This window comes from Mesorhizobium sp. L103C131B0 (genome assembly GCF_000502275.1).
Lineage (GTDB): Bacteria > Pseudomonadota > Alphaproteobacteria > Rhizobiales > Rhizobiaceae > Mesorhizobium.
Window position 1 is genome coordinate 24,355 of record NZ_AYXC01000010.1, and the last position, 20,068, is coordinate 44,422.

Below are 20,068 nucleotides of genomic sequence, written 5' to 3' on the forward strand. Positions count from 1 at the left end.
GCATGGTAGAGCTTTACGGCAAGACGCTGTCGCGAAGGCAGGTGGCCGAGCGGTCCGGCATGCTGTCGCAGTTTGCCGGCGTGCGGCTGATGACGCTCGGCGACGGCGTGGAGCGCGGCATCCGGATGCTCGAGTTCCGCACCGGCTCCGGCCTGCGCTTCACGGCGCTGGTCGACCGGGCGCTCGATATCGCCGATTGCGACTTCCGGGGCCAGGCGATCGGCTGGCATTCGCCGAGCGGCTTTCGCCACCCCGGACTGCACGAGCATGAAGGGGAGGACGGCTTCGCCTTTGGCCGGTCGTTCTCGGGGCTGCTCGTCACCTGCGGCCTCGACCATATACTGGGCCGGGAAGACGTGCCGGCCGAAAGCTACAATTATCCGGGGCGCAAGCGGGTATTGCATTCGCTGCATGGCCGCATCGGCACCGTGCCGGCGCGGCTGACCGGCTACGGCGAGGCCTGGGACGGCGACCGGTGCGTGCTGTGGGCGGAAGGCATTGTCCAGCAGGCAACCGTGTTCGGCGAGGATCTCCAGTTGCTGCGCCGCATCGAGGCCGATGTCGGCGGCAGCGAGATCCGCCTGTCGGACCGCGTCGTCAATCACGGTTTCAGCCGCACGCCGCATATGTATTTCTATCACGTCAACGTCAGCCATCCCTTGCTCGATGAGGGTTCGCGCTACCTGGCGCCGATCCGGGATGTCGTCTGGGCGGCGCACGCCGGCGAACGCTACGAGGCGCAGAAGGTCGGCTACCGAACCGTGCCGGCGCCGCAGCTCGGATTCAGCGAGCAGGTCTGGGAGCACGAGCTTGGCGCCGATGCGGCGGGCGAGGTGCCGGTGGCCGTCGTCAATGACCACCTGGGCCTCGGCTTCGAGGTCGTTACCCGCAAGGATCAGCTGCCCTGCACCTATCAGTGGCAGAACTTCCAGGCCGGCCTATATGCGTTGGGAATCGAACCCTCGACGCATCATGTTCTGGGCAATCTCGCCGCGCGCGAACGGGGCGAGATGATCTGGCTGGACCATGGCGAAAGCCGCTCCTATGACGCCGTGTTCCGGGTGCTCGACGGTGCCGGTCAGATCGCCCAAGCGGAAGCGAGGATAGGGTCGATCGCCCGGCAGCCGCAACAGGATTACCCTGCGCCGTCGGGCGCTTTTGCGAGACTGCAGGCGTGACCGGCTTGAAACACACGATCGGTTGCCGCGGCGGGCGGGAAGTGCGCCGGAATACGGAAGCAGGCGCGGCCCGGCCGACCCCAGGCGGCCCTTGCGGAGCGCAGGCGGGAAACGGAGATGACGATGACGGCAAGCAGGAAGCGCGACTACAGCCTGGTCGGTGAAAGCACCAAGCGCGCCATCGAGACCGGATTGGCTTCGGCCGAATGGTATCACACCGATGTCCCGCGCAAGGCGATCAAGGAGTTGATGCAACGCTCCGACGGGCCGGCGATCCGCGACACGATCATCTGGGTCGCGGCGATCCTGGTGTCGGCCGCCGGCATCGTATGGTTCTGGGGCACGTGGTGGGTGGTGCCGTTCCTGTTCGTCTATGGCGTGCTTTACGGCTCGTCGAGCGACTCGCGCTGGCACGAATGCGGCCACGGCACCGCGTTCCGGACGCGCTGGATGAACGATGTCGTCTACCAGATCTCAAGCTTCATGCTGATGCGCAACCCCGTGCAATGGCGCTGGAGCCATGCCCGCCATCACACCGATACCATCATCGTCGGCCGCGATGCCGAAATCGCCGTCATGCGCCCCCCAGATCTGCTGCGGGCGGCGCTCGCCTTCACCGGTATTCTCGATTTCCGCTATTCGCTGCCGACGCTGGTGCGCCAGGCGTTCGGCAAGCTGTCCGATGAAGAGAAGAGCTATATCCCCGAGATGGAGCAGCACAAGGCGGTGATCGCTGCGCGCTGGCATGTCGCCATCTATGCGGCGACAGTCGGGCTGGCGTTGTTCACGTGGTCGCTGCTGCCGCTGGTGCTGATCGGCCTGCCGCGCCTCTATGGCAGCTGGCACATGGTGCTGACAGGGTTGCTGCAGCATATCGGCCTGGCCGACAATGTCGTCGACCACCGGCTGAACACGCGCACCGTCTACATGAACCCGGTCAGCCGCTTCATCTACTGGAACATGAATTATNTTGGCCGACAATGTCGTCGACCACCGGCTGAACACGCGCACCGTCTACATGAACCCGGTCAGCCGCTTCATCTACTGGAACATGAATTATCACGTCGAACACCATATGTTCCCGATGGTGCCCTATCATGCGCTGCCAAGACTGCACGAGCTGATCAAGCACGACCTGCCGGTGGCGAACCCGTCGATGTGGCATGCCTATCGCGAGGTCTGGCCGGTGCTGCTTCGACAGCTGAAATATGAGGATTTCTATCTTAAGCGGAAATTGCCGCCGACAGCCAGACCCTATCGCGGCGAATTTCACCAGGTGGATATGTCGGCGGCCGCTGAATAGCGACAGCGAATTTTGCCGGAGCCGGAGATTGCTGACTGGATCGAAGCGTGCGCGGTGGACGACATCTCCAAAGAGGATGTCATCTGCTTCGATCCTCCCGGTTTGCCGCTCGCCCGATGACGAGTTCTTCGCCACCGACGGATATTGGACGCATGAGAAGGCGCATGCGGCCGAAGGGCTGGTGATCGACGACGTCATCGAATGCCTTGAAGCATATTGGCCGCTTCAACTGCGGCCGGCCAGGCCAAGGGCGCGCCGGGTCTGCGTCAATCTCGCGATCTATCCGGTGAGAATCGAGGCCGGCAACGTGATGATCCAGATCTGACGCGTGGTAACCGGTCCAGCACCGCGTTTAGCAAAGCAGAGTGACGTTTTCATAGCCGAAAGAGACGGACCGTGGCCGACGGGCGCGCCATGGAGGGTAAGCGCCAGCTGACCATGCTGCGCGTGCTGGTCATGGACGTGGCCGAGGGCGGCCGACCGGGCTGAGGTCGATCGTCTCGATGCCGCCGGAGTTGTGCTGAACCCTAGATCGCGATGCGGCCCCCAGCCTGTTCACCGTGCCGGGCTAGAATTTCTTCGAGATCGGCACCGCCGACTGTTTTCTTAGTTGGGCTTTCCGGCTCCACAAGACGGGCACCGACGCCGTCATTGCAGCGCCGGCTATGCTACGGTCACCGTGCCCAGACATATGTGCTTGGCCCTTTGACCTTGATCGACGAGGTCCTGATTCACTGCTGCTTCTGCTGATCAGCTTTGAGGTGCTGATTGTGCGGTTTGATCTGGCAGCGTTGCTACTGGGCGCTACCGCGATCGAACGCGGAAGGACAGCGCCTACCGCAGCGGCAAAACGACCGCCTGAACAAGATCAGTATCAGTGTGAGGGAAGGAGATGGAATTTATTGGTGCGCAGCGAGCGCGGCAAAGCTGCGCAGGTGATCGTGGCTGGAAAGCGTCGCTACAAAGGCGGTGCGTTGTCAGTTTGGAAGCGACACGCGTCCGGCAGACGACGGTGATCTCGCTGGCTGACTGCGGCGCGGGATTATTATTGAACGACGGCAGGAAGTAGGCTCGGTGCCACGCCGTGCGTCCAGGACTCGGGTTGGAGTGGATTATGGTTCGGGGTGACGATAGCCGATCTGCGCAGCCTCGAACCTCCAGCGCTTGCCGCATGTTGGGCAGGGGTACAATTGTCACTTTCACGCTCGACCTGCTCCGCGTGTGCGTCAGGATGATGCTACACTCAAATTCTCACCACGGCTCAAGGTTCTCCTCGGCAGCGAGGCTTCATGCCGTAAGCGAGCCGCCCCGGGAAACTGATTTCAATTCCTTCGCAGCCGCAACGAGGCGCGGTCATTCCCGACGGCTTTGATGAGCTCCATCACCTGCTCAGGCGTGATGCCGTTCTGCTGGGCAAAATGGAAGAGTTCGTTGCGTTCGTTGGACGAGACCCGGTTCCTGTCGCGAAAATCACGCTCGGTTTTGTTGTCCGTCATCATCTTCTCCTTTCAACCTCAATTCGCCGGCCCGAACCGCCCGCTGGAGCAAAACTTCCGAGACCGCCGAACGCGGAGGCTGATCGAGCCTCGCTAGGGCTGCTGCGAGTAGACGAAAGCTCCAACTGGCGAAAGCTGGGGGAGCTTGTCCAATGCCGGGGTGGGCTCGGTGCACGCCGCGGCATCGCTTCGGCGACTTTAACCACTTGCCCAGAACACGGATGGGAGCAGCCTCGGAAAGATCCGCCCACCAGGCAATGAAGCTACGCGAACACCGAGTTCCTCGTCCTGTAGCATCAGCAGACGCTCTCGTGGATGTCTTACCCGGCATTCTCGCCGGAATGATCGAAGTGGATGGCGAGGCCAAAGGCGAGCGCTCGCTCGGCGATCATATTGACAAGATGGCTTTCGCCGATCGACAGCGCCGGGACGGCCTCTTTCAACGCCTCGAGAGCATGCCGTATCGACAAAAGACCCCGCCGCTTGCGGCTGCTCACATATTGATCGATCAGGGATTCCAGTGGCATCTGCCTGCCTCCGCTTCGGACAGGATCTCGCAGCGTGGCTGCGGAGCAACAGCATTCACATTGGTTAAGAGACGGCGGCGAACGCCATCATGCATGCCGCCAACAGACGGCGGTGGGGCTGATTTACGCCGGGTTGGAGCGCTATCCTAGGGTAAGCATGGCGCGACCGTCGCGCCGGGTTCGGACATTTTCGGTGCTACTGCTCCGGTACCGCGGAGGTTTGTGGATGGTTGCGTGCCGCCTCGGCGATTTCCGGAATGAACTTCGTCGCGGTGCAGCTTCGGTTTACATTGGCGCGGGCGGTAAATACCTCTTGCCCGCAGACTTGCGAAGCGAGCGCGATCGGCACATGCACCGCCAGTGGTAACTCGGTCTCAGCCACTCCTAGATGTCTTGCAACCTGTTGCTTCACCTCCGGCCGGCCGAGCGAGACGTCAACGCCGACATCATCCTTGGCGGTCGGCGACGATCCTTGCGCCGGCAGACGATCGTGCTTGCCTGTTTGCGATGAGTCGNCATCATCCTTGGCGGTCGGCGACGATCCTTGCGCCGGCAGACGATCGTGCTTGCCTGTTTGCGATGAGTCGCCGGATTGTTGAGCCGGCTGACTTGTCTGCGCAGATGCCTGGGCGCCCAAAATCAGCGAGGCCCCCAGCCCCAAAAAAGCCCGGAGCCCCAAAGACACAATCCGAAGTCCGAATGTGCTCATTGTCATGTTCCTCACCGTGGGTTCAAACTTGGNCCCGGAGCCCCAAAGACACAATCCGAAGTCCGAATGTGCTCATTGTCATGTTCCTCACCGTGGGTTCAAACTTGGCGCCGCTCAGAGGTCGGTGTTGCTTCGGCCTCTTTCGAAGACAGGGATGTCTTCTTCGTCCTCATCATTGTCACCGGTTGGTATGTCCTCGGCGTAGCTGCGGGTCAGTTCCTCGGTTTCGCTTAAGCCGTCCATCGTCTCATTGGCGCCTGCCCCTTCATCATGACGACCGGTAATTTCGCTGCGGGGCCTTGCGCCGATCGACTGGTCGACATCGTCGGCTCCCACGAAACCTGGCTCCGCGCCGTGCCTGTCTTCGTGGCCCACGGGGCTGTCCAACACGGCGGCATCCTCCGGGCGAATGGGTTCATCATTGGCGAAGTCACTTCGTCTCGAATGCGAGGTCTCGTTTTGCTTTGGCATGTCAGGTCTCCTGTTCGTTTGGCAAATTCGACGACGCTGGTGCTTGCACGCGGACTACCTGAGCGACGCACCCTTTAGAGTTCCTGCATCGACGACCGCTTGAAGGTTGCAGCGTCCCTGGGGGCGGAGGCAGTGCCAGAGGGTTGGCACAGACTCCACAGCGCCGCGAAGAACCAACGTCGTGGCCAGATCCACTCAGCACTGAGAACCGCTCTTGCTCAGTTGCTGGGCAAGTTTGAAATGCTGCCGGATCACCGGCGCGGTCTTTTTCGCATGGGCCGCCAGATGTTTTGCCTGACCGTTTTCTGCATAGGAGGTCATCAGCGTCAGGGCTTCCTGGTGCGCTGCCACCTGGGCGTCGATATAGGCGTTATCGAACGCCCCGCTGCTGTCGTTGCTCAATNTTCCTGGTGCGCTGCCACCTGGGCGTCGATATAGGCGTTATCGAACGCCCCGCTGCTGTCGTTGCTCAATGCTTCCAATTGGGCAGCATGCTTGCTTGTCATCTCCGGTGCCACTGCGACGTCGTCCTTCTTTGCCGCCGCAATGAGCCGCTTGGAAGAAGTCGTGTGGTCCTTGATCAGCATGCGAGCGAATTCCTTCACTCGTGATGTCTTCGATTTCCGCAGCGCCAACTCACTCGACTGGATCTCGAACANCATGCGAGCGAATTCCTTCACTCGTGATGTCTTCGATTTCCGCAGCGCCAACTCACTCGACTGGATCTCGAACATGTCTGAACTCGCAGCCGCAGCCAAAAGCACTTTGACGAAATGCATGTTGTGCTCCTGCAATATTGCTTAACTGGCCCAACACGGCCGAGCTGCCGTTGTTCCCCTTTTTGACTGCGCGGAGCTCAGCGCGGTTCTCCGATAAGGCACTATGATCGCAGAGCAGCCGACCGACTTCGTAAGCCCAGTGGATGCGCAGGAGTGCGCTGTTTGCCGACCCGTCGCCGTGGGTCACGCCGTCGTGGCAGACCTGTCCGACAGGCCCATGAAAACTTCTGCAAAGCTGCGATGATGATGGGCAAATAGGCCCAGCACCTAGCTTAGTATAATACGCGCCCGCTGGCCCGGCCGGCCGGCTTTTCGTTTGCCCTCGGAACCTGGTCAATTCGCACAGTTGCTCCCCTGCGATGGCGCGGGCCGCCTCGAATCTGAGATTCTGTCAATCGCCCGACGCGGCTGCTGCCCTCCCTGCCGCGAGCCGGAATGCGTAACGATTGCGGATGTGGCTGTTAAAATAAACGCCCTTGGCAAAGGCAGCTTTGAACGCGGCAAACGCCTCAGCAGGTACATCCAAAAACTCGTAATGATTCCCGCTTGCCACAAACCAGACGGAGAGAACCCTGGTGTTGGGGTCATAGTCGAACTGTCGTATCGAGGTCGACGGCATGGTATGCCATTCAAAAACTCAGCTAGCCGAGTTGGATCGCCAGCTACAGGCTGAAACTGTATTCGAACATGTGGCCGCGCTTTTCGTCGGCAACCCTGATCCAGATCGGCTCGCTCGTGCGCAGAGTGACGTCGCGCTCCGTCGCTTCCCGCGCCGCCCTGATCGGCGTTGTCGCGTGGACGATGTGGGTAGCCGTCACGGTATCGCCATCCATTTCCTCAACGTGGTATTTCGGCACTTGTGTTCCTAAGCGTCTAGTTCGAGCGGCTCGTGCTCCGGATCGGCATGATAAGCGACCTGGCGAAAGTCGCGCACATCGATCTGTTGGCCGCAAACAGGGCAAGGCATGAAATGATCGAGCTCGCTCGCGGGCGGGCCTTCATGTCGGTGCCCAATTATTGGTCTGCCGAGATCCGATAGCCTGGTCATTATTTCCGCAGAGCCTTCGCTTCTCGCTCCAGCGTTTCGCGTTGGTTGCCGTGCTTCGCGATCAATTCCTTGACCTGCTGCGGGGTGATCCCCGGCCTTGGCTGCGAAATACTCGACTTCATAATCCTCATCGGCCGAGACACGGTCCCGATCGCGAAAATCCCGCTTGCTCTTGTCGTCGGCCATATCGATTCCTCCTTCGCTCATCCCGCAACGCTGAGTTGACGTGTTTGTTGCACCCAAGAGGCTGATTTCCGGTTTCGGAACTATTTTAGCTTAATCTTATCGAATCGCCGGAGGGCGGATCAGTGCATGCGTTTGAAGTTCATCGAGCCGTTGATGCCGACCCTTGTGGAGAAGCCTCCCGAGGGTGAAGGCTGGACTCACGAGGTCAAGTTCGACGGCTACCGATCGCAGATGATCATCGATGAAGACGGCACACGCATTTATACGCGCAACGGCCACGACTGGACCGCGAAATATCGCGACCTGGTGGGGGAGGCAAAGAGTCTTGGTGCCGAAAGCGCGATTGTCGACGGTGAGATCATCGTCTTGAACGAAGCTGGCCTTTCGGACTTCGGCGATCTGCGCAAAGCGATCACCCGCCGACAGCAAGACCTCTATTTCGTCGCCTTCGATCTATTGCACCTCAATGGGCACGATCTGCGCGACATGGCGCTTGAGGAGCGGCGCGAGATCCTGGCCAGCATGATCAAGCCCGGGCGGCGTATTCAGTTCAGCGAGCCTCTGCCCGGCGAAGCCAAGGCGATCCTCCACTTGCTCGACCAAGCCGGACTTGAAGGCATGGTGTCGAAGCGGAAGGACAGCAAATACCGCAGCGGTCCGTCGGCCAACTGGCTGAAGGCCAAGTGCTATGCGATCGACGAGTTCGATCTGCTCGGCGTCGAGCGTGAAGCGGGCAAGCCGGCTTTCGCTCTCATGGCCGAGCGGGGCACAGGGCGCTATGTCGGCAGCGCGTTCGTCACCTTGAACCGGGAAATGCGCGAGAGGCTATGGAAACGCGTCCAAGAGCACCCAGGCACGGCGCCCAAGGGCGTCATGAAGCGGCCTGCGACGCAATGGGTCAAGCCGGGGCTGATCGGCCGCGTAAAGCACCTGCGCGGCGAGGATGACCTGCGCCACGCCTCACTGCAGGACTTCCGAGAGGATGACACAGATGGCCGTGGCTAGGAAAGATCAGGAGCGCGCCACCTACGCCTGGATGTACGCCCAAGCGAGCAAGGATGGCAAGGAGACGTGCGGTGCCAGCCTACTGGGAGAGCATACCGACGCGTGGCTGCAGGGCTTTGACGGTGAGCCGGTGGCCGCCTTCGGCAAGACCAAGACTGTAAACGACGAAATGGAAGCCGAGGTCGACGAAGCTGCCGTCGAGCGCCCTGCTGGAACCTAAGCGCTGGATCGAGCTTAGGCTTCATGAGCACACGCGGCGTCAACTTTCTCGATCGCTGGATCGGCAACAATTTCCCCGAAACGGCTAAGACCGACGCCGTTTCGGTAAGTGAGTACATACACAAATTGTATGCCGACGCTAAAGCCTTGACGATCGAGCGCGAAGAGATCGACGAAGAGGTTGATAGCCTATATCGGACGCTGGTCGATGCCGTCGTGCACTTTGCCCCAGGTGTTCCCGAATGAGCAAGCCGGCCGTCCTATTTTTGAACCAATGGATAAAAAAACACGATCTATCCGACGCCGGTGCGCCGAAAGAGCGAGCGGAGATCGAGCAGCTCGCAAAGCGCCTAATCGCCGACGCGGAGGCTGAGGGGATTGCGGAAAGCGAGCTGACCGAGGCGTTCGACGACAAGGAGGTCGACAGCCTTTATCGTACCCTCCTCGATGTTAATTCTGGGATACCGGAATGAGTGTTCCCGGCCTGAAGGTTCTGGACAGTTGGGTGGCCGAGCAGTTGCCCACTGTGGCGAGGGCGATCCGATCGCCACCAGCGAGTTGGCATACGTATGCTGCCGATGCCATCGTTGCAGAGGAGCAAGCCATAGTTGCATCCGAAAGCAGACACTTCCGCCACCGGCCACCTTTGCGCTTACCGGCTATCCCAACGGAGCAACAGGCGGTTACGCTCGCCGCCGCTCGGCGCCTCGGTAATCGACGCTCTTCAAAATTCAGACTGGACCGGTGCCCCTACTGACGAAGCCAGTAGCACTAAGGCCTTCCCGCCCTGGGCCGCGTTCGCTATGTCTGGCCGCGCCGTCCGCCTTGGATCCACCTGATGTGCCCAGGACAGCTTGTATGACCACAAGCTAATATGCTACCTTGCACAATGCGCGGATTGCTGGCACTTGGAATGCTGGTTTTGGCGGCTACAACAGCAGCCGCAGGTGAGCAGTTGTTCGACTCCATCGCCGCCGGCGACAAGGGTGCCGTGGAGCAAGCCCTGGCAGGCGGTGCCGACGTCGACAGCCGGGCGCGCGACCAGGCAACGCTGCTCATCGCTGCAGCGCTCGATAACCAGCCGGAAATCGCCGACTTCTTGCTGGCCAAGGGTGCCGACATCATGGCGCGTAACTCGGGCGGCTTTACCCCGCTTCATGCGGCGGCCTTCTCGGGCAGCCTGCCGATCGCCAAGCTGCTGCTGGAAAAAGGCGCGGTGCTCGACGATGCCGCCAACAAGGCGGGTGCTACGCCGTTGCTGGTGGCCGGCGAGGAAAACCACATTGAACTGGCCGAGTTCCTCATTGCGAAAGGTGCCAATGTGAACCATGCCGAGGGGCATGGCTACATGCCGATAACGCGCGCATTCTGGAAGGGCAACACGGATATCATACGACTTTTCAAACGCCATGGTGCTACCTGCCAAGCCAAAATTCTTGGCGAGGCGAACGCGGCGAAGTGCGCCGAGATCCACGATTAACGGAGGATACAGATGAGCACGATGATCAAGCCACGACTGGTTCGGAGTTTGGGGACGGCTGCCCTGGTCGCGGTAGCTGTGGTCGCCGGCGCGGGATCGGCATGTGCCGACGATTCGGTAAACACCGGCTATTTTGGTGGTGTGGCGATCATGGGCTACGACACGGTCGCTTACTTCACTGACGGCAAGGCCGTGAAGGGCTCCGAAGAGTTCACTTATGAATGGCTGGGGACACCTTGGCATTTCGCCAGCAAGAAACACCAGGAAATGTTCATGAGCGAACCGGTCAAGTACGCTCCTCAATATGGCGGGTACTGCGCCGGCGAAGTCGTGGGCGGGGGGGTCACGGTCAATGTCGATCCTGAGGCATTCAAGATTATCGACGGCAAGCTCTACCTGATCTACGACGTCGACAATGCGGATGATTTCGCCGCGCATGCAGCTGAAAATATCCCGAAAGCCGATGCCAACTGGCCGAAGGTCGCGGCCAATTTGGAACTCGATCACTATCATTGAGACGCGCGTGTGCGTCTACCGAACCACGGTGAAGTGAAACACCTTGCTTGTATTGGCATAGGAGTAGCTTTTGCCGGCTGCGTCGTTGCGTCTGTAGACGGGACCACAGTCGGGGCGACCGAACAGGTTCTCGCTCTGCTCGCACAACAGATCGCCATCGACGTAGACGGTCTCGGTGACTAGCCGCGTCGTAGAGCGGAAGGCCGCCTTGCCGTCGCTTCCGATCTGAAGGAAGGCTGGTTGGAGACCGGGTTCGATCTGGCCTTGCAGTGTATGGCCAATGACGAGGGACGCGATATCGGCACCCTTTAACTGGTCCTGTTCGGCCGGGGTAAAGCCGAAGCGCCATTGGGGTAGGCCCGCCTGGCGCAGTGCGGCGACGAGTATCGCCAGATCCTGCGGATTCCGAAAATGTGCATGAGTCATCTCCCACCCAGCCAAAGAGTCCACGTAGCTGGACCCTGCTACGAGGCGGAGCCCCTCGGCGATTGCGGCTTTCGCATCCGGTAGGCGGCCGCCGCGGACATACGCCGCAGCGAGCGTAAACCGAAAGTTGCCAACCGTGGACGCATCGTCGCGTGTGTGCTCGAGAGTCTCGATCGCTTTCTCGACATTGCCCTGGAGCAGAAAAACCAGCCCAGCAGTTTCCCGGTTGATCGCTGAGAGGTCGGGGTCGAGCCTGAGCGCCGTCTCGACCGCAGTGGCTGCCTCGGCATGATTGCCGGCGTATAACTGAACATATCCAAGGGCTGCTTGCGCCTCTGCATCGCCCGGACCGATTGAAACAGCCTTCTTGGCAGAGGCAATCGCATCTTCGTAGCGGCGATTCACGACCTGCATGATCCCAAGAATAGCATAGGGCGACGAAAGGTCAGGGTCGAGTTCCAAAGCTCGGCTCGCCTTCTCATAGGCTCTCTTTCGTGCTGGCGCGCTCTGGATAACGTCGTTGAAGGCCTCCCGNACGAAAGGTCAGGGTCGAGTTGCAAAGCTCGGCTCGCCTTCTCATAGGCTCTCTTTCGTGCTGGCGCGCTCTGGATAACGTCGTTGAAGGCCTCCCGCCAGATATAGACTGTGGTGCGCGCGTCGGCCGCGAAGGCTTCGGCAAAGGCGGGGTCAAGCTCCTCCGCCTTGTCGTAGAGCGCAAGCGCCTCCCGCAGCCCGGCCTGCAGGACGCTGCGTGACGCCGTCTCGGCTTGTAGATAGTAATCATAGGCCTCGAGATTGCTCGTCGGCGGCCGCGCCATGCGCTCGCTTTCCGCTGCCGAAGGTTGCATGCCAAGCGCCTTGGCGATCTCGCCGCTCATCTCGTGCTGGACGGCAAACACGCCGGCCATGCCACGGTCGAACCGGTTGGCCCACAGATTGTCGCCCGTTGCCGTATCGATGAGCTGGGCATTGAGGCGGATCTGCTCGCCGGTGCGGCGGACGCTCCCCTCGACAACGAAGCGGACGCCAAGGTCGCGCGCGACGTCCGCCAGCGCTGCAGGCTTGTTCTTGTAGGCGAACACCGAGTTGCGCGCGATGACGTCCAGACCGGACAGCTTGGTGAGGTCGGTGATCAGATCCTCGGTGATGCCGTCAGCGAAATAGTCCTGGCCTGGATCGCCGCCGAGGTTTGCAAACGGCAGCACGGCAACCGATGGCCGCGATGGCACTGAGAACTTCTGCCATGCGAAAATGCCGGCAATCGCGGCGATCGCCAAGGCGGCGGCGCCTGCCAGGATGATGACGCGCGAGCTCGGCCGGTGTGGCGCGGCCGTGACCTTTCCCGATGCTGCGGGATCCAGCAGCANTCGATAGGCGCGAACCGGATCGGCGATGTTCTTGAGGCGCTGCTCGCCAAGACTGGCAAAGCCGACATCAACCTTGTGAACGGCATGATCAAATGCGGTTCCGGAGATACATACACCCCCCGGCTCGGCCATAGCCTCGAGGCGCGCGGCGATGTTGACGCCATCGCCGTAGATGTCATTTTCCTCTACGATGACATCACCGAGATTGACGCCGATGCGAAACCGGATGTGGCGGGGGTCGGAGGTGCCCGGGTCTCGGACAGCCATCCGGCGCTGAATCGCGGCAGCGCATTGGACGGCATCAACGACGCTGGCGAATTCGACCAGCGCCCCGTCTCCCATGAGCTTGATAATCCGACCGTGGAATTCCTTGATCGCGGGGTCGACCAGTTCTCGACGGCAACCCTTCAGTCGTTCGAGCGTGCCGACCTCATCCTCGCCCATGAGCGTGCTGTAGCCGACCACGTCGGCAGCAAGGATCGCGGTAAGCCTTCGCTCCATGTGCGGTTTGTCCTGCCTCCCTAGCTCAAAGCTTCGCTGAGCGTATTCGACTGGCGTTTCGAATGCGAGCATGCTTGGCCTACTGGACAGCGATAATGCAACCACGTCGTTTTGAAGACATTGCCCTCATGGCTTAGCCTTGTGCGAAACCGGATGTTGCCGCATGGCTGATGTGGGTCGAGATCGGCCTCTGTCGTTCTTAACTGGCCACAAGCGGACTTACTGGTCCCGGCCCCAAGGCTGCCGGTCAGCAATGCGCCTCAGATAGGTCTTTGAGCTGGCCCCAGCGGAATCCCAAAAGCAGAAATTCGAGCGTACAGGCGAACCGCACGATCCCACCCCAGAAAAGGACGCCAGCAGGTCATTAGCAAATTTCCAGCTACCCGCCTTTTCCCACTCGTCCGATCGGCTGTTCTGAGCGGCATAGAGGGTGCGCCAATTTGCTGCAGGAGGACGGCGGCTCGGTCCTCAATGGGATGAACGTCCGCCCAATCTTGTCGACCGGCCTGGCCGCCTTTCGGCTGAGATAAATGCTCTCACTTACGGAACATCGCAGGTTCGTCGAAGTTGGAAAGCTACGGAGGACGTGCACATGAACAGTGTNAATGCTCTCACTTACGGAACATCGCAGGTTCGTCGAAGTTGGAAAGCTACGGAGGACGTGCACATGAACAGTGTAATCTATCTTATCGGCCTTATCGTCGTCGTGCTCGCGGTCCTCTCCTTCCTCGGTTTTCACTAGGTGGCCTCATGCAGCATGAGAAGGATCAGGGCGGACAGCCCACCGAATTCGACAAGGCGAAAAGCGACGTCTCCGAAAGACTTCGCCAGGAAAATGAGCGTGCCAGCGAGTTGCTTCACGACGCGCGGGACGAGGTGACCCGTAAGGCTGGCGACTATGCATCTGAAGCCACGCAGGTCATCTCCGACAAGGCGGAGGAGGCGCAGCGCGACATCGGATCGAGCTTGGCGGCGTTGGGTGGTGCACTGCGAGCGGCCAGCGATCACCTTGCCAGCAACGATGAAAGGAACGCATCGAAGTTCGCTTTGGATGCTGCCAGTGGCCTTGAGCGGCTTTCATCGTCCTTGAAACAGAAGCCCTTTAGCCAAGTCCTTGATGACGTGCAGTCCTTCGGCCGGCAAAATCAGATCGGAAGAGCGNTTCGCTTTGGATGCTGCCAGTGGCCTTGAGCGGCTTTCATCGTCCTTGAAACAGAAGCCCTTTAGCCAAGTCCTTGATGACGTGCAGTCCTTCGGCCGGCAAAATCCCGGTGTCCTGCTTGCGGGATCGGTGTTGGCCGGATTGGCTCTCGGGCGGTTCATCAAGGCTTCTCCGCCGGCAACGCCCGATTCTGAGGCCGCTCCGGGAGGCCTCAGATCACACACCGATCAGCCACAGGGTTGGTCCGCTGATCGTCCACAAGATTTTGGCGTGGTCGGCGATGATGGNGCCACGCAGATCGCGGAGCAGGACAGATGAACAACCAGGACAATCCCAGCCTTGCCGGGCTAGTCACCGATTTGGCCCAGAATGTCACCACTCTGGTGCAAACCGAGGCGAGGCTGTTTCGGGCCGAGCTCTCTGAAAAGCTTACCAAAGCCGGAGCAGGTGCCGCGGAAGTGCTGGGCGGCGCGATTTGCCTGCTCGCCGCGCTCTTGGTGTTGCTGCAGGCGCTCATTATCGCACTGACGCGGGCAGGGCTTGGCGCGGGGTGGTCTTCCCTGCTGGTCGGTGTGGTCGTGGCGGTCCTCGGCGTCATCCTGCTGCGGACCGGGACGGCCAGCATGGCGCCTTCGGAACTTACCCCCGACCGGACCCAGGGACAGCTCAAGCGCGACGCGAGCGCGATTAAGGAACAGGTGAGATGAACGAGAAATCCGCAGCCGAACTTGAACGCGAGGCCGAGGCTGCTCGCGCTCGGGTGATGGAGACCGCCGAATCCATTCGAGGCAAGATGACGCCTGGACAATTGCTGGATGAGTTCACCGGGCTGTTCTCGGGAGGGGAGAGCGCGGCCATGCTCAGCAATCTCAGAACGCAGGTCCGAGACAATCCTTTGCCGGTCACCATGGTGGGCGCAGGTCTGGCCTGGCTGATGTTCGGCAGCGGTATCTCAAACACCGCCCACCGTTCGGCTGGCTATCCATTGCCTTCAGCGCCGGGACGACATGATGTAGCAGGGGAGCGCGGCGGTTTGGGCGGCACGCTCTCCGACGCCGCGGAATCGCTCTCCTCGAGCGCTACCAGCGTCGGCGACACCATATCGAGCACCGCAAGAGCCGCTGCGGCGGGTCTGACGGGAAGCGCTGCCAATGCAAGCTCGACGACTGGGGACATGGCGGCGAAAGCCAGCCGCTCCGCGCAAGATCTGTTGGAGGACCAACCCTTGGCCGTAGCGGCCGTCGGTCTCGCCATCGGCGCCGCTATAGGTGCAATGCTGCCCCATACCGCAACGGAGGACGAGCAACTAGGCGCCTATGGCGACAAGCTTCGCGATTCCGCCGAAACTTTGCTCAATAGGGGCCTCGATGAGGCCAAGCAGGTCGCCGCCGAAGCCTATGAGACCATCAAGCAGGAAGCTGGCCGGCAAGATATGGAAGCAGACACGATAGCCGATCAGCTCGGCGAGATCGTGAAGTCCACAGCAGACAAGACCGAGCATGCCGTGCGCGAACGAATTTCCGATACGTCTCAGCGCCAAACCTAGCTTGATGATCCTGGATCAACGATAGCCGGCCTCTCCAGAAAGGGGCCGGTGTTGTCCGTCAAACGGTGACCCGCTCGAGTCACTTCAGAGCCGTGTGCGGACTGATGTCCCTTGCCGATAGTAATCCAGCGGATCAGGTTCTCTGGATTGTTGGCCCCCGCCGCCGATAAGACGCGGTCAGCAAAACTGGCATCTAGGCGAGGACCGACATTGCACTTGAAGTTCGCAGACCGAGGATGCCGGTCCGCTCTGGGACGTAGGGCGACACCCCACTTCACCCCCCAGCCAGCCGCGGCAGCAGAAAAATCTCCGCCCCCGGCGGCAGTTCCTTCGACCACGTATCGCGATAAATCGTCCCGTCGATCGCCACCGCGATGCCCTTCTCGATCCAGGGCTCGATGCCGGGATACTGTTCAGCCAGTTTCCTGAACAGCTCCCTGATGTCCTTGGCCTCGACCTCGACCTTGCTCTGGCCGCCGGCGAGCTGGCCCAGCGCGCCCCAGAGCGTCACTTCGACCATTAGGGCAAGAACCTCATTTTTGCCCTAGCCTCCCCGTTCCGCCTCGATCGCGGCGAGGACCCTTGGCGGCGACATCGGGATGTGGGTCATGCGCACGCCGGCTGCGTTGGAGACGGCATTGGCGATCGCCGCCAGCGGCGGCACGATCGAGGTTTCGCCGACGCCGCGCACGCCATAGGGGTGGTTGGGGTTGGGTATCTCGAGGATCTGCGTGTCGATCATCGGCAGGTCCGAGCAGACCGGGATGCGGTAGTCGAGGAAGCCGGCGTTCTGGAGACGCCCATCCTTTCCGTAGATGTACTCCTCGTTGAGCGCCCAGCCGATGCCTTGCGCGGCGCCGCCCTGGTACTGGCCCTCGACATAGGTCGGGTGCACCGCCTTGCCGGCATCCTGGATCACCGTGTAGCGGATCACCCTGGTCGAGCCGGTATCGGGGTCGACCTCGATGTCGCAGATGTGGGTGGCGAAGGAGACGCCGGCGCCGTCGGCGACGAGCTCGCTGTGGCCGGCGATCGGCCCGCCGGTCTTGCCGGAAGCGGCGGCGATCTCCTTCAGCGACAGGGCTGCAAGATTGCCGTACTTCTCGCCTTTGGCGATGGCGTGGCCGTTTTCCCAGACCACGTCGTCGACGGGGATGTCCCACGTCTGGGCGGCGCGCTCACGCAGGATCTTGATGGCGTTGCGGGCAGCCGAGATGGTCGCCATCGAGGACGAGAAGGTGCCGCGGCTGCCGTCGGTCATGTCGTTGTAGCCGAGCGAGGACGTGTCGGCGACCACCGCCTTGAGCTGGGCATAGTCGATGCCGAGCTCCTCCGCCGCCACCAGCGACAGCGACGCGCGCGAACCGCCTACGTCCACCGTGCCGACGGCCAGCGACACCGAGCCGTCCATGCCGATGTTCAGGTCCACGCAGGTCTGGCCACCGAAGTTGAACCAGAAGCCGCAAGCCATGCCGCGGCCCTGGTTCTTGCCCAGCGGCGCCTTCATGTGCGGATGGTGCTTGGCCGCCTCCAGCGTCGGGCCGATGCCGATCGGGCCGTAGACGGGGCCATAGGAAGAGCGGGTGCCTTCCTGCGCGGCGTTCTTGATGCGGAACTCGACCGGGTCCATGCCGAGTTCCTTGGCCAGCTCATCCACAGCGCTTTCCACCGCGAACGCCGCCATCGGTGCGGAGGGTGCGCGATAGGCCGCGGTCTTCGGCCGGTTGACCAGCACTTCGAAGCCGACCGTCTTGACGTTATCGAGCTTGTAGCAGGCGAAGGCCGTCATGGCGCCGATCTCGGCCCATGTGCCGGCATAGGGGCCGCTGGTGTAGCGCAGCGTCGCTTCGGCGGCGGTGATGGTGCCGTCCTTGCGGGCGCCGATCTTGACGTCGATCGAGGTGGCGCTGGTCGGACCCGAGGCGCGGAACACCTCGTCGCGGGTCATCACCAGCTTCACCGGCCGTCCTGCCTTGCGCGACAGAGCGAGTGCCACCGGCTCGGCCCAGACGTGGGTCTTGCCGCCAAAGCCGCCGCCGATTTCAGACGAGGTGACGCGCAGCTTCGAGGCTTCCAGCCCGAGCAGTTGCGCGCAATGCTGGCGGTAGACGAAATGGCCCTGCGTGCAGACCCATAGGTCGGCGGTGCCGTCGGACGAGACGCTCGCCACGCAGGCATGCGGCTCGATATAGCCCTGATGCGTCTGCTCGGTCTTGAAGGAGCGCTCGACGATGACATCGGCGTGGCCAAAGCCCTGATGGACATCGCCATGGCCAAACTGGCTGCGCTTGGTGACGTTGGACGGCTTTACCGGCTTTTCCTCGAGCCCCTCGGTGAAGATGGTGTCGTTGATCAACGGCGCGGTGTGCTTCATCGCCTCGTCGACATCGGTGACATGCGGCAACAGCTCGTATTCGACCTCGATGAGCTTCAGCGCCTGCCTGGCCGTGCGGGCATCGACGGCGGCGACCGCGGCCACCGCATGGCCGTCATAGAGCGCCTTGCCGCGCGCCATGCAATTGTCGAGGACGTCATACATGGCGGCATCGCCATCGGTGAGATCGGGCAGGTCGGCGGCGGTGATCACCGCTTTCACGCCGGCGAGCTTTTCCGCTTTCGAGGTGTCGATCTTGAGGATCCTGGCATGCGCATGCGGACTGCGCAGGACACGCCCGACCAGTTGTCCCGCCATGTTGAAGTCGGCGCCGTAGCGGGCGCGTCCCGTCACCTTGTCGATGCCGTCTGGGCGGATGGGGCGGGTGCCGACGGATGAGAATTTGCGGCCCGAAAAGCGTGGATCGAAGTTCATGCGTGCGCTCCCTTCATCACATTGGCCGCATCCTGGACCGCGCGCACGATCTTGTCGTAGCCGGTGCAGCGGCAGAGGTTGCCGGCGAGGCCGAAGCGGATTTCTTCCTCGGTAGGATCGGGGTTCTTGGCCAGAAGATCCTTGGCCGCGATGAGGAAGCCCGGCGTGCAGATGCCGCATTGCAGGGCCGCATGCTCGAGGAATTTCTGCTGCAGCGGATGCAACTGATCGCCATGCGCCATGCCTTCGACGGTCTCGATATGCCGGCCTTCGGCTTCAGCGCCAAGCACCAGGCAAGAGCAGACCAGCCGGTTGTCGAGGATGATCGAGCAGGCGCCGCAGTCGCCCGTGCCGCAGCCTTCCTTGGCGCCGGTCAGCCCGAGCCGGTCGCGCAGGACGTCGAGCAACGTCTCGTCGGGCTGGCAAAGGTATTCGACGTGATCGCCGTTGATTGTCGTTGAAACTGCTACACCGGCCATCATTTGCCTCCTGCGCGTGCGTAGGCGGTCGTCGCGGCCCGTCCGGCCAGCACGCCCGCAACTTTTCGTCTGAACTCGATGGTGCCGCGCTTGTCGTCGATGGGGCGGCAGGCCCCAGCGCAGATCTTGGCGAGCCGCTCAAGTGCCGCCTCATCCAGCTTCCTGCCGATGAGTGCCTCGGCTCCTTCTTCCACCAGAAGCACGGTCGGGGCCGCGGCGCCCAGCGCGACGCGGGCGGCTGTTATGACGCCATGCTCGTCGAGCGTCAGGTTCACGCCGGCGCTGACCACCGCGATGTCCATCTCGGTGCGCGGAATGAACCTGAGATAGGCGTCGCCCGAACGCGGCGCGCGATTGTCGAGCAGGATCGCCTCGACGATCTCACCCTTGGTGAGCGAGGTCTTGCCAGGCCCGATCGGCACAGCCTCGACCGGAATGGTGCGCTTGCCCGACGGACCGGCAACCACGGCCTTTGCGGCGGCGGCCACCAAGGCCGGGACGCTGTCGGCGGCCGGCGATGCGTTGCACAGATTGCCAACGATGGTGCAGCGGCCCTGGACCTGTTTCGAGCCGATCAGCTTCGACGCTTCGACGACACCGGGCCAGGCCTTCTTCAGAACCGAGCTCTCGCCCAGGACGGCGCAGGGGACGGTGGCGCCGATGCTGAAGCCGTCGGCCGTCCCCCTGATCTCGCTCAAGCCCTCGATCGCCTTGATGTCGACGATCAGGTCGGGATCGACAAACCCGCCCTTCATCCGAACGAGGAGGTCACTGCCTCCAGCGAGAATGGCTGATGTGCCGGAAGCGTCGGCCAGCAGGCCAACGGCGTCTTCGATTGAAAGCGGACGTATGTAACGCATC

Annotated in this window: 20 protein-coding genes and 4 pseudogenes; 11 read left to right on the top strand and 13 right to left on the bottom strand. The window is 61.7% G+C overall.

Annotation, left to right across the window (positions count from 1 at the left end; genetic code table 11):
* The first annotated feature begins 2 nt into the window (after positions 1–2).
* The 3 genes and pseudogenes from X730_RS147455 to X730_RS01000000164555 all read left to right on the top strand — a co-directional run bounded on the left by X730_RS147455 (position 3) and on the right by X730_RS01000000164555 (position 2,806).
* Positions 3–1,178: an aldose 1-epimerase family protein gene (locus tag X730_RS147455; protein ID WP_023819389.1), complete on the top strand. Its 1,176-nt coding sequence runs from the start codon at positions 3–5 to the stop codon at positions 1,176–1,178.
* Positions 1,179–1,295: 117 nt separating this feature from the next.
* Positions 1,296–2,481: pseudogene (locus X730_RS01000000164550) on the top strand (fatty acid desaturase family protein).
* A gap of 27 nt (positions 2,482–2,508) precedes the next feature.
* Positions 2,509–2,806, top strand: a pseudogene (locus tag X730_RS01000000164555) (Rieske 2Fe-2S domain-containing protein).
* Between the two features lie 997 nt (positions 2,807–3,803).
* On the opposite strand, the gene X730_RS1000000166330 reads toward X730_RS01000000164555, so the two are convergent.
* From X730_RS1000000166330 to X730_RS01000000164565, 8 genes and pseudogenes are all read right to left on the bottom strand, one after another.
* Positions 3,804–3,977: a DUF3606 domain-containing protein gene (locus X730_RS1000000166330; protein ID WP_023731698.1), complete on the bottom strand. Its 174-nt coding sequence runs from the start codon at positions 3,975–3,977 to the stop codon at positions 3,804–3,806.
* A gap of 320 nt (positions 3,978–4,297) precedes the next feature.
* Positions 4,298–4,504 carry a hypothetical protein gene (locus tag X730_RS147450; RefSeq protein WP_023673164.1) on the bottom strand — a complete coding sequence of 69 codons (207 nt, stop codon included), beginning with the start codon at positions 4,502–4,504 and terminating at the stop codon, positions 4,298–4,300.
* An 823-nt stretch (positions 4,505–5,327) separates the two neighbouring features.
* Positions 5,328–5,684 (bottom strand): hypothetical protein, encoded by a 357-nt coding sequence (locus X730_RS147440; RefSeq protein WP_023739471.1) that lies wholly within the window; start codon positions 5,682–5,684, stop codon positions 5,328–5,330.
* Between the two features lie 195 nt (positions 5,685–5,879).
* Complete coding sequence (locus X730_RS1000000165370) at positions 5,880–6,086, bottom strand: DUF4142 domain-containing protein (protein ID WP_023826694.1); 207 nt, start codon at positions 6,084–6,086, stop codon at positions 5,880–5,882.
* The gene (locus X730_RS1000000165375) at positions 6,083–6,463 is read right to left on the bottom strand and encodes a DUF4142 domain-containing protein (protein ID WP_023826695.1); all 381 of its coding nucleotides are present in this window, start codon (positions 6,461–6,463) and stop codon (positions 6,083–6,085) included. Before X730_RS1000000165375 ends, X730_RS1000000165370 begins: the two co-directional genes overlap by 4 nt.
* Positions 6,464–6,854: 391 nt before the next feature.
* Positions 6,855–7,082: a KTSC domain-containing protein gene (locus X730_RS147435; RefSeq protein WP_023826696.1), complete on the bottom strand. Its 228-nt coding sequence runs from the start codon at positions 7,080–7,082 to the stop codon at positions 6,855–6,857.
* A gap of 43 nt (positions 7,083–7,125) precedes the next feature.
* A complete protein-coding gene (locus X730_RS1000000167580) occupies positions 7,126–7,320 on the bottom strand; it encodes a hypothetical protein (RefSeq protein WP_155922468.1) in 195 nt (64 codons plus the stop codon).
* A gap of 190 nt (positions 7,321–7,510) precedes the next feature.
* A pseudogene (locus X730_RS01000000164565) lies at positions 7,511–7,697 on the bottom strand (DUF3606 domain-containing protein).
* A gap of 126 nt (positions 7,698–7,823) precedes the next feature.
* Here X730_RS01000000164565 and X730_RS147430 point away from each other — a divergent pair.
* From X730_RS147430 to X730_RS147405, 6 genes are all read left to right on the top strand, one after another.
* A complete protein-coding gene (locus tag X730_RS147430) occupies positions 7,824–8,702 on the top strand; it encodes an ATP-dependent DNA ligase (protein ID WP_023826700.1) in 879 nt (292 codons plus the stop codon).
* On the top strand, positions 8,689–8,922 hold the full coding sequence (locus X730_RS147425; protein WP_023826701.1) for a hypothetical protein: 234 nt from the start codon (positions 8,689–8,691) through the stop codon (positions 8,920–8,922). Before X730_RS147430 ends, X730_RS147425 begins: the two co-directional genes overlap by 14 nt.
* A gap of 23 nt (positions 8,923–8,945) precedes the next feature.
* The gene (locus X730_RS147420) at positions 8,946–9,167 is read left to right on the top strand and encodes a DUF768 domain-containing protein (protein WP_023734069.1); all 222 of its coding nucleotides are present in this window, start codon (positions 8,946–8,948) and stop codon (positions 9,165–9,167) included.
* Positions 9,164–9,394, top strand: coding sequence for a DUF768 domain-containing protein (locus X730_RS147415; RefSeq protein ID WP_023673149.1), 231 nt, complete (start codon positions 9,164–9,166; stop codon positions 9,392–9,394). The genes X730_RS147420 and X730_RS147415 overlap by 4 nt, the downstream gene beginning before the upstream one ends.
* A 416-nt stretch (positions 9,395–9,810) precedes the next feature.
* Complete coding sequence (locus X730_RS147410) at positions 9,811–10,401, top strand: ankyrin repeat domain-containing protein (protein ID WP_023695862.1); 591 nt, start codon at positions 9,811–9,813, stop codon at positions 10,399–10,401.
* Positions 10,402–10,413: 12 nt separating this feature from the next.
* Positions 10,414–10,917 carry a YHS domain-containing (seleno)protein gene (locus X730_RS147405; protein ID WP_023707420.1) on the top strand — a complete coding sequence of 168 codons (504 nt, stop codon included), beginning with the start codon at positions 10,414–10,416 and terminating at the stop codon, positions 10,915–10,917.
* A gap of 15 nt (positions 10,918–10,932) precedes the next feature.
* On the opposite strand, the pseudogene X730_RS01000000164570 reads toward X730_RS147405, so the two are convergent.
* Positions 10,933–13,211 (bottom strand): annotated as a pseudogene (locus tag X730_RS01000000164570) (adenylate/guanylate cyclase domain-containing protein).
* A 1,476-nt stretch (positions 13,212–14,687) separates the two neighbouring features.
* Here X730_RS01000000164570 and X730_RS147400 point away from each other — a divergent pair.
* Positions 14,688–15,080: a phage holin family protein gene (locus tag X730_RS147400; protein ID WP_023693628.1), complete on the top strand. Its 393-nt coding sequence runs from the start codon at positions 14,688–14,690 to the stop codon at positions 15,078–15,080.
* A 56-nt stretch (positions 15,081–15,136) separates the two neighbouring features.
* Positions 15,137–15,919, top strand: a complete 783-nt coding sequence (locus X730_RS147395) for a hypothetical protein (protein ID WP_245261379.1) — start codon at positions 15,137–15,139, stop codon at positions 15,917–15,919.
* Between the two features lie 274 nt (positions 15,920–16,193).
* Here the strand turns inward: X730_RS147395 and X730_RS147390 are convergent, their stop codons facing one another.
* From X730_RS147390 to X730_RS147375, 4 genes are read right to left on the bottom strand one after another with little or no spacing between them, the layout of a single operon-like run.
* Complete coding sequence (locus X730_RS147390; protein ID WP_023684042.1) at positions 16,194–16,439, bottom strand: MoaD/ThiS family protein; 246 nt, start codon at positions 16,437–16,439, stop codon at positions 16,194–16,196.
* A 24-nt stretch (positions 16,440–16,463) separates the two neighbouring features.
* A complete protein-coding gene (locus tag X730_RS147385; RefSeq protein ID WP_023826703.1) occupies positions 16,464–18,728 on the bottom strand; it encodes a xanthine dehydrogenase family protein molybdopterin-binding subunit in 2,265 nt (754 codons plus the stop codon).
* Positions 18,725–19,207 carry a (2Fe-2S)-binding protein gene (locus tag X730_RS147380; RefSeq protein WP_023684040.1) on the bottom strand — a complete coding sequence of 161 codons (483 nt, stop codon included), beginning with the start codon at positions 19,205–19,207 and terminating at the stop codon, positions 18,725–18,727. The genes X730_RS147385 and X730_RS147380 overlap by 4 nt, the downstream gene beginning before the upstream one ends.
* Positions 19,207–20,067, bottom strand: a complete 861-nt coding sequence (locus X730_RS147375; protein WP_023826704.1) for a xanthine dehydrogenase family protein subunit M — start codon at positions 20,065–20,067, stop codon at positions 19,207–19,209. Before X730_RS147375 ends, X730_RS147380 begins: the two co-directional genes overlap by 1 nt.
* Between the last annotated feature and the right edge of the window lies 1 nt (position 20,068).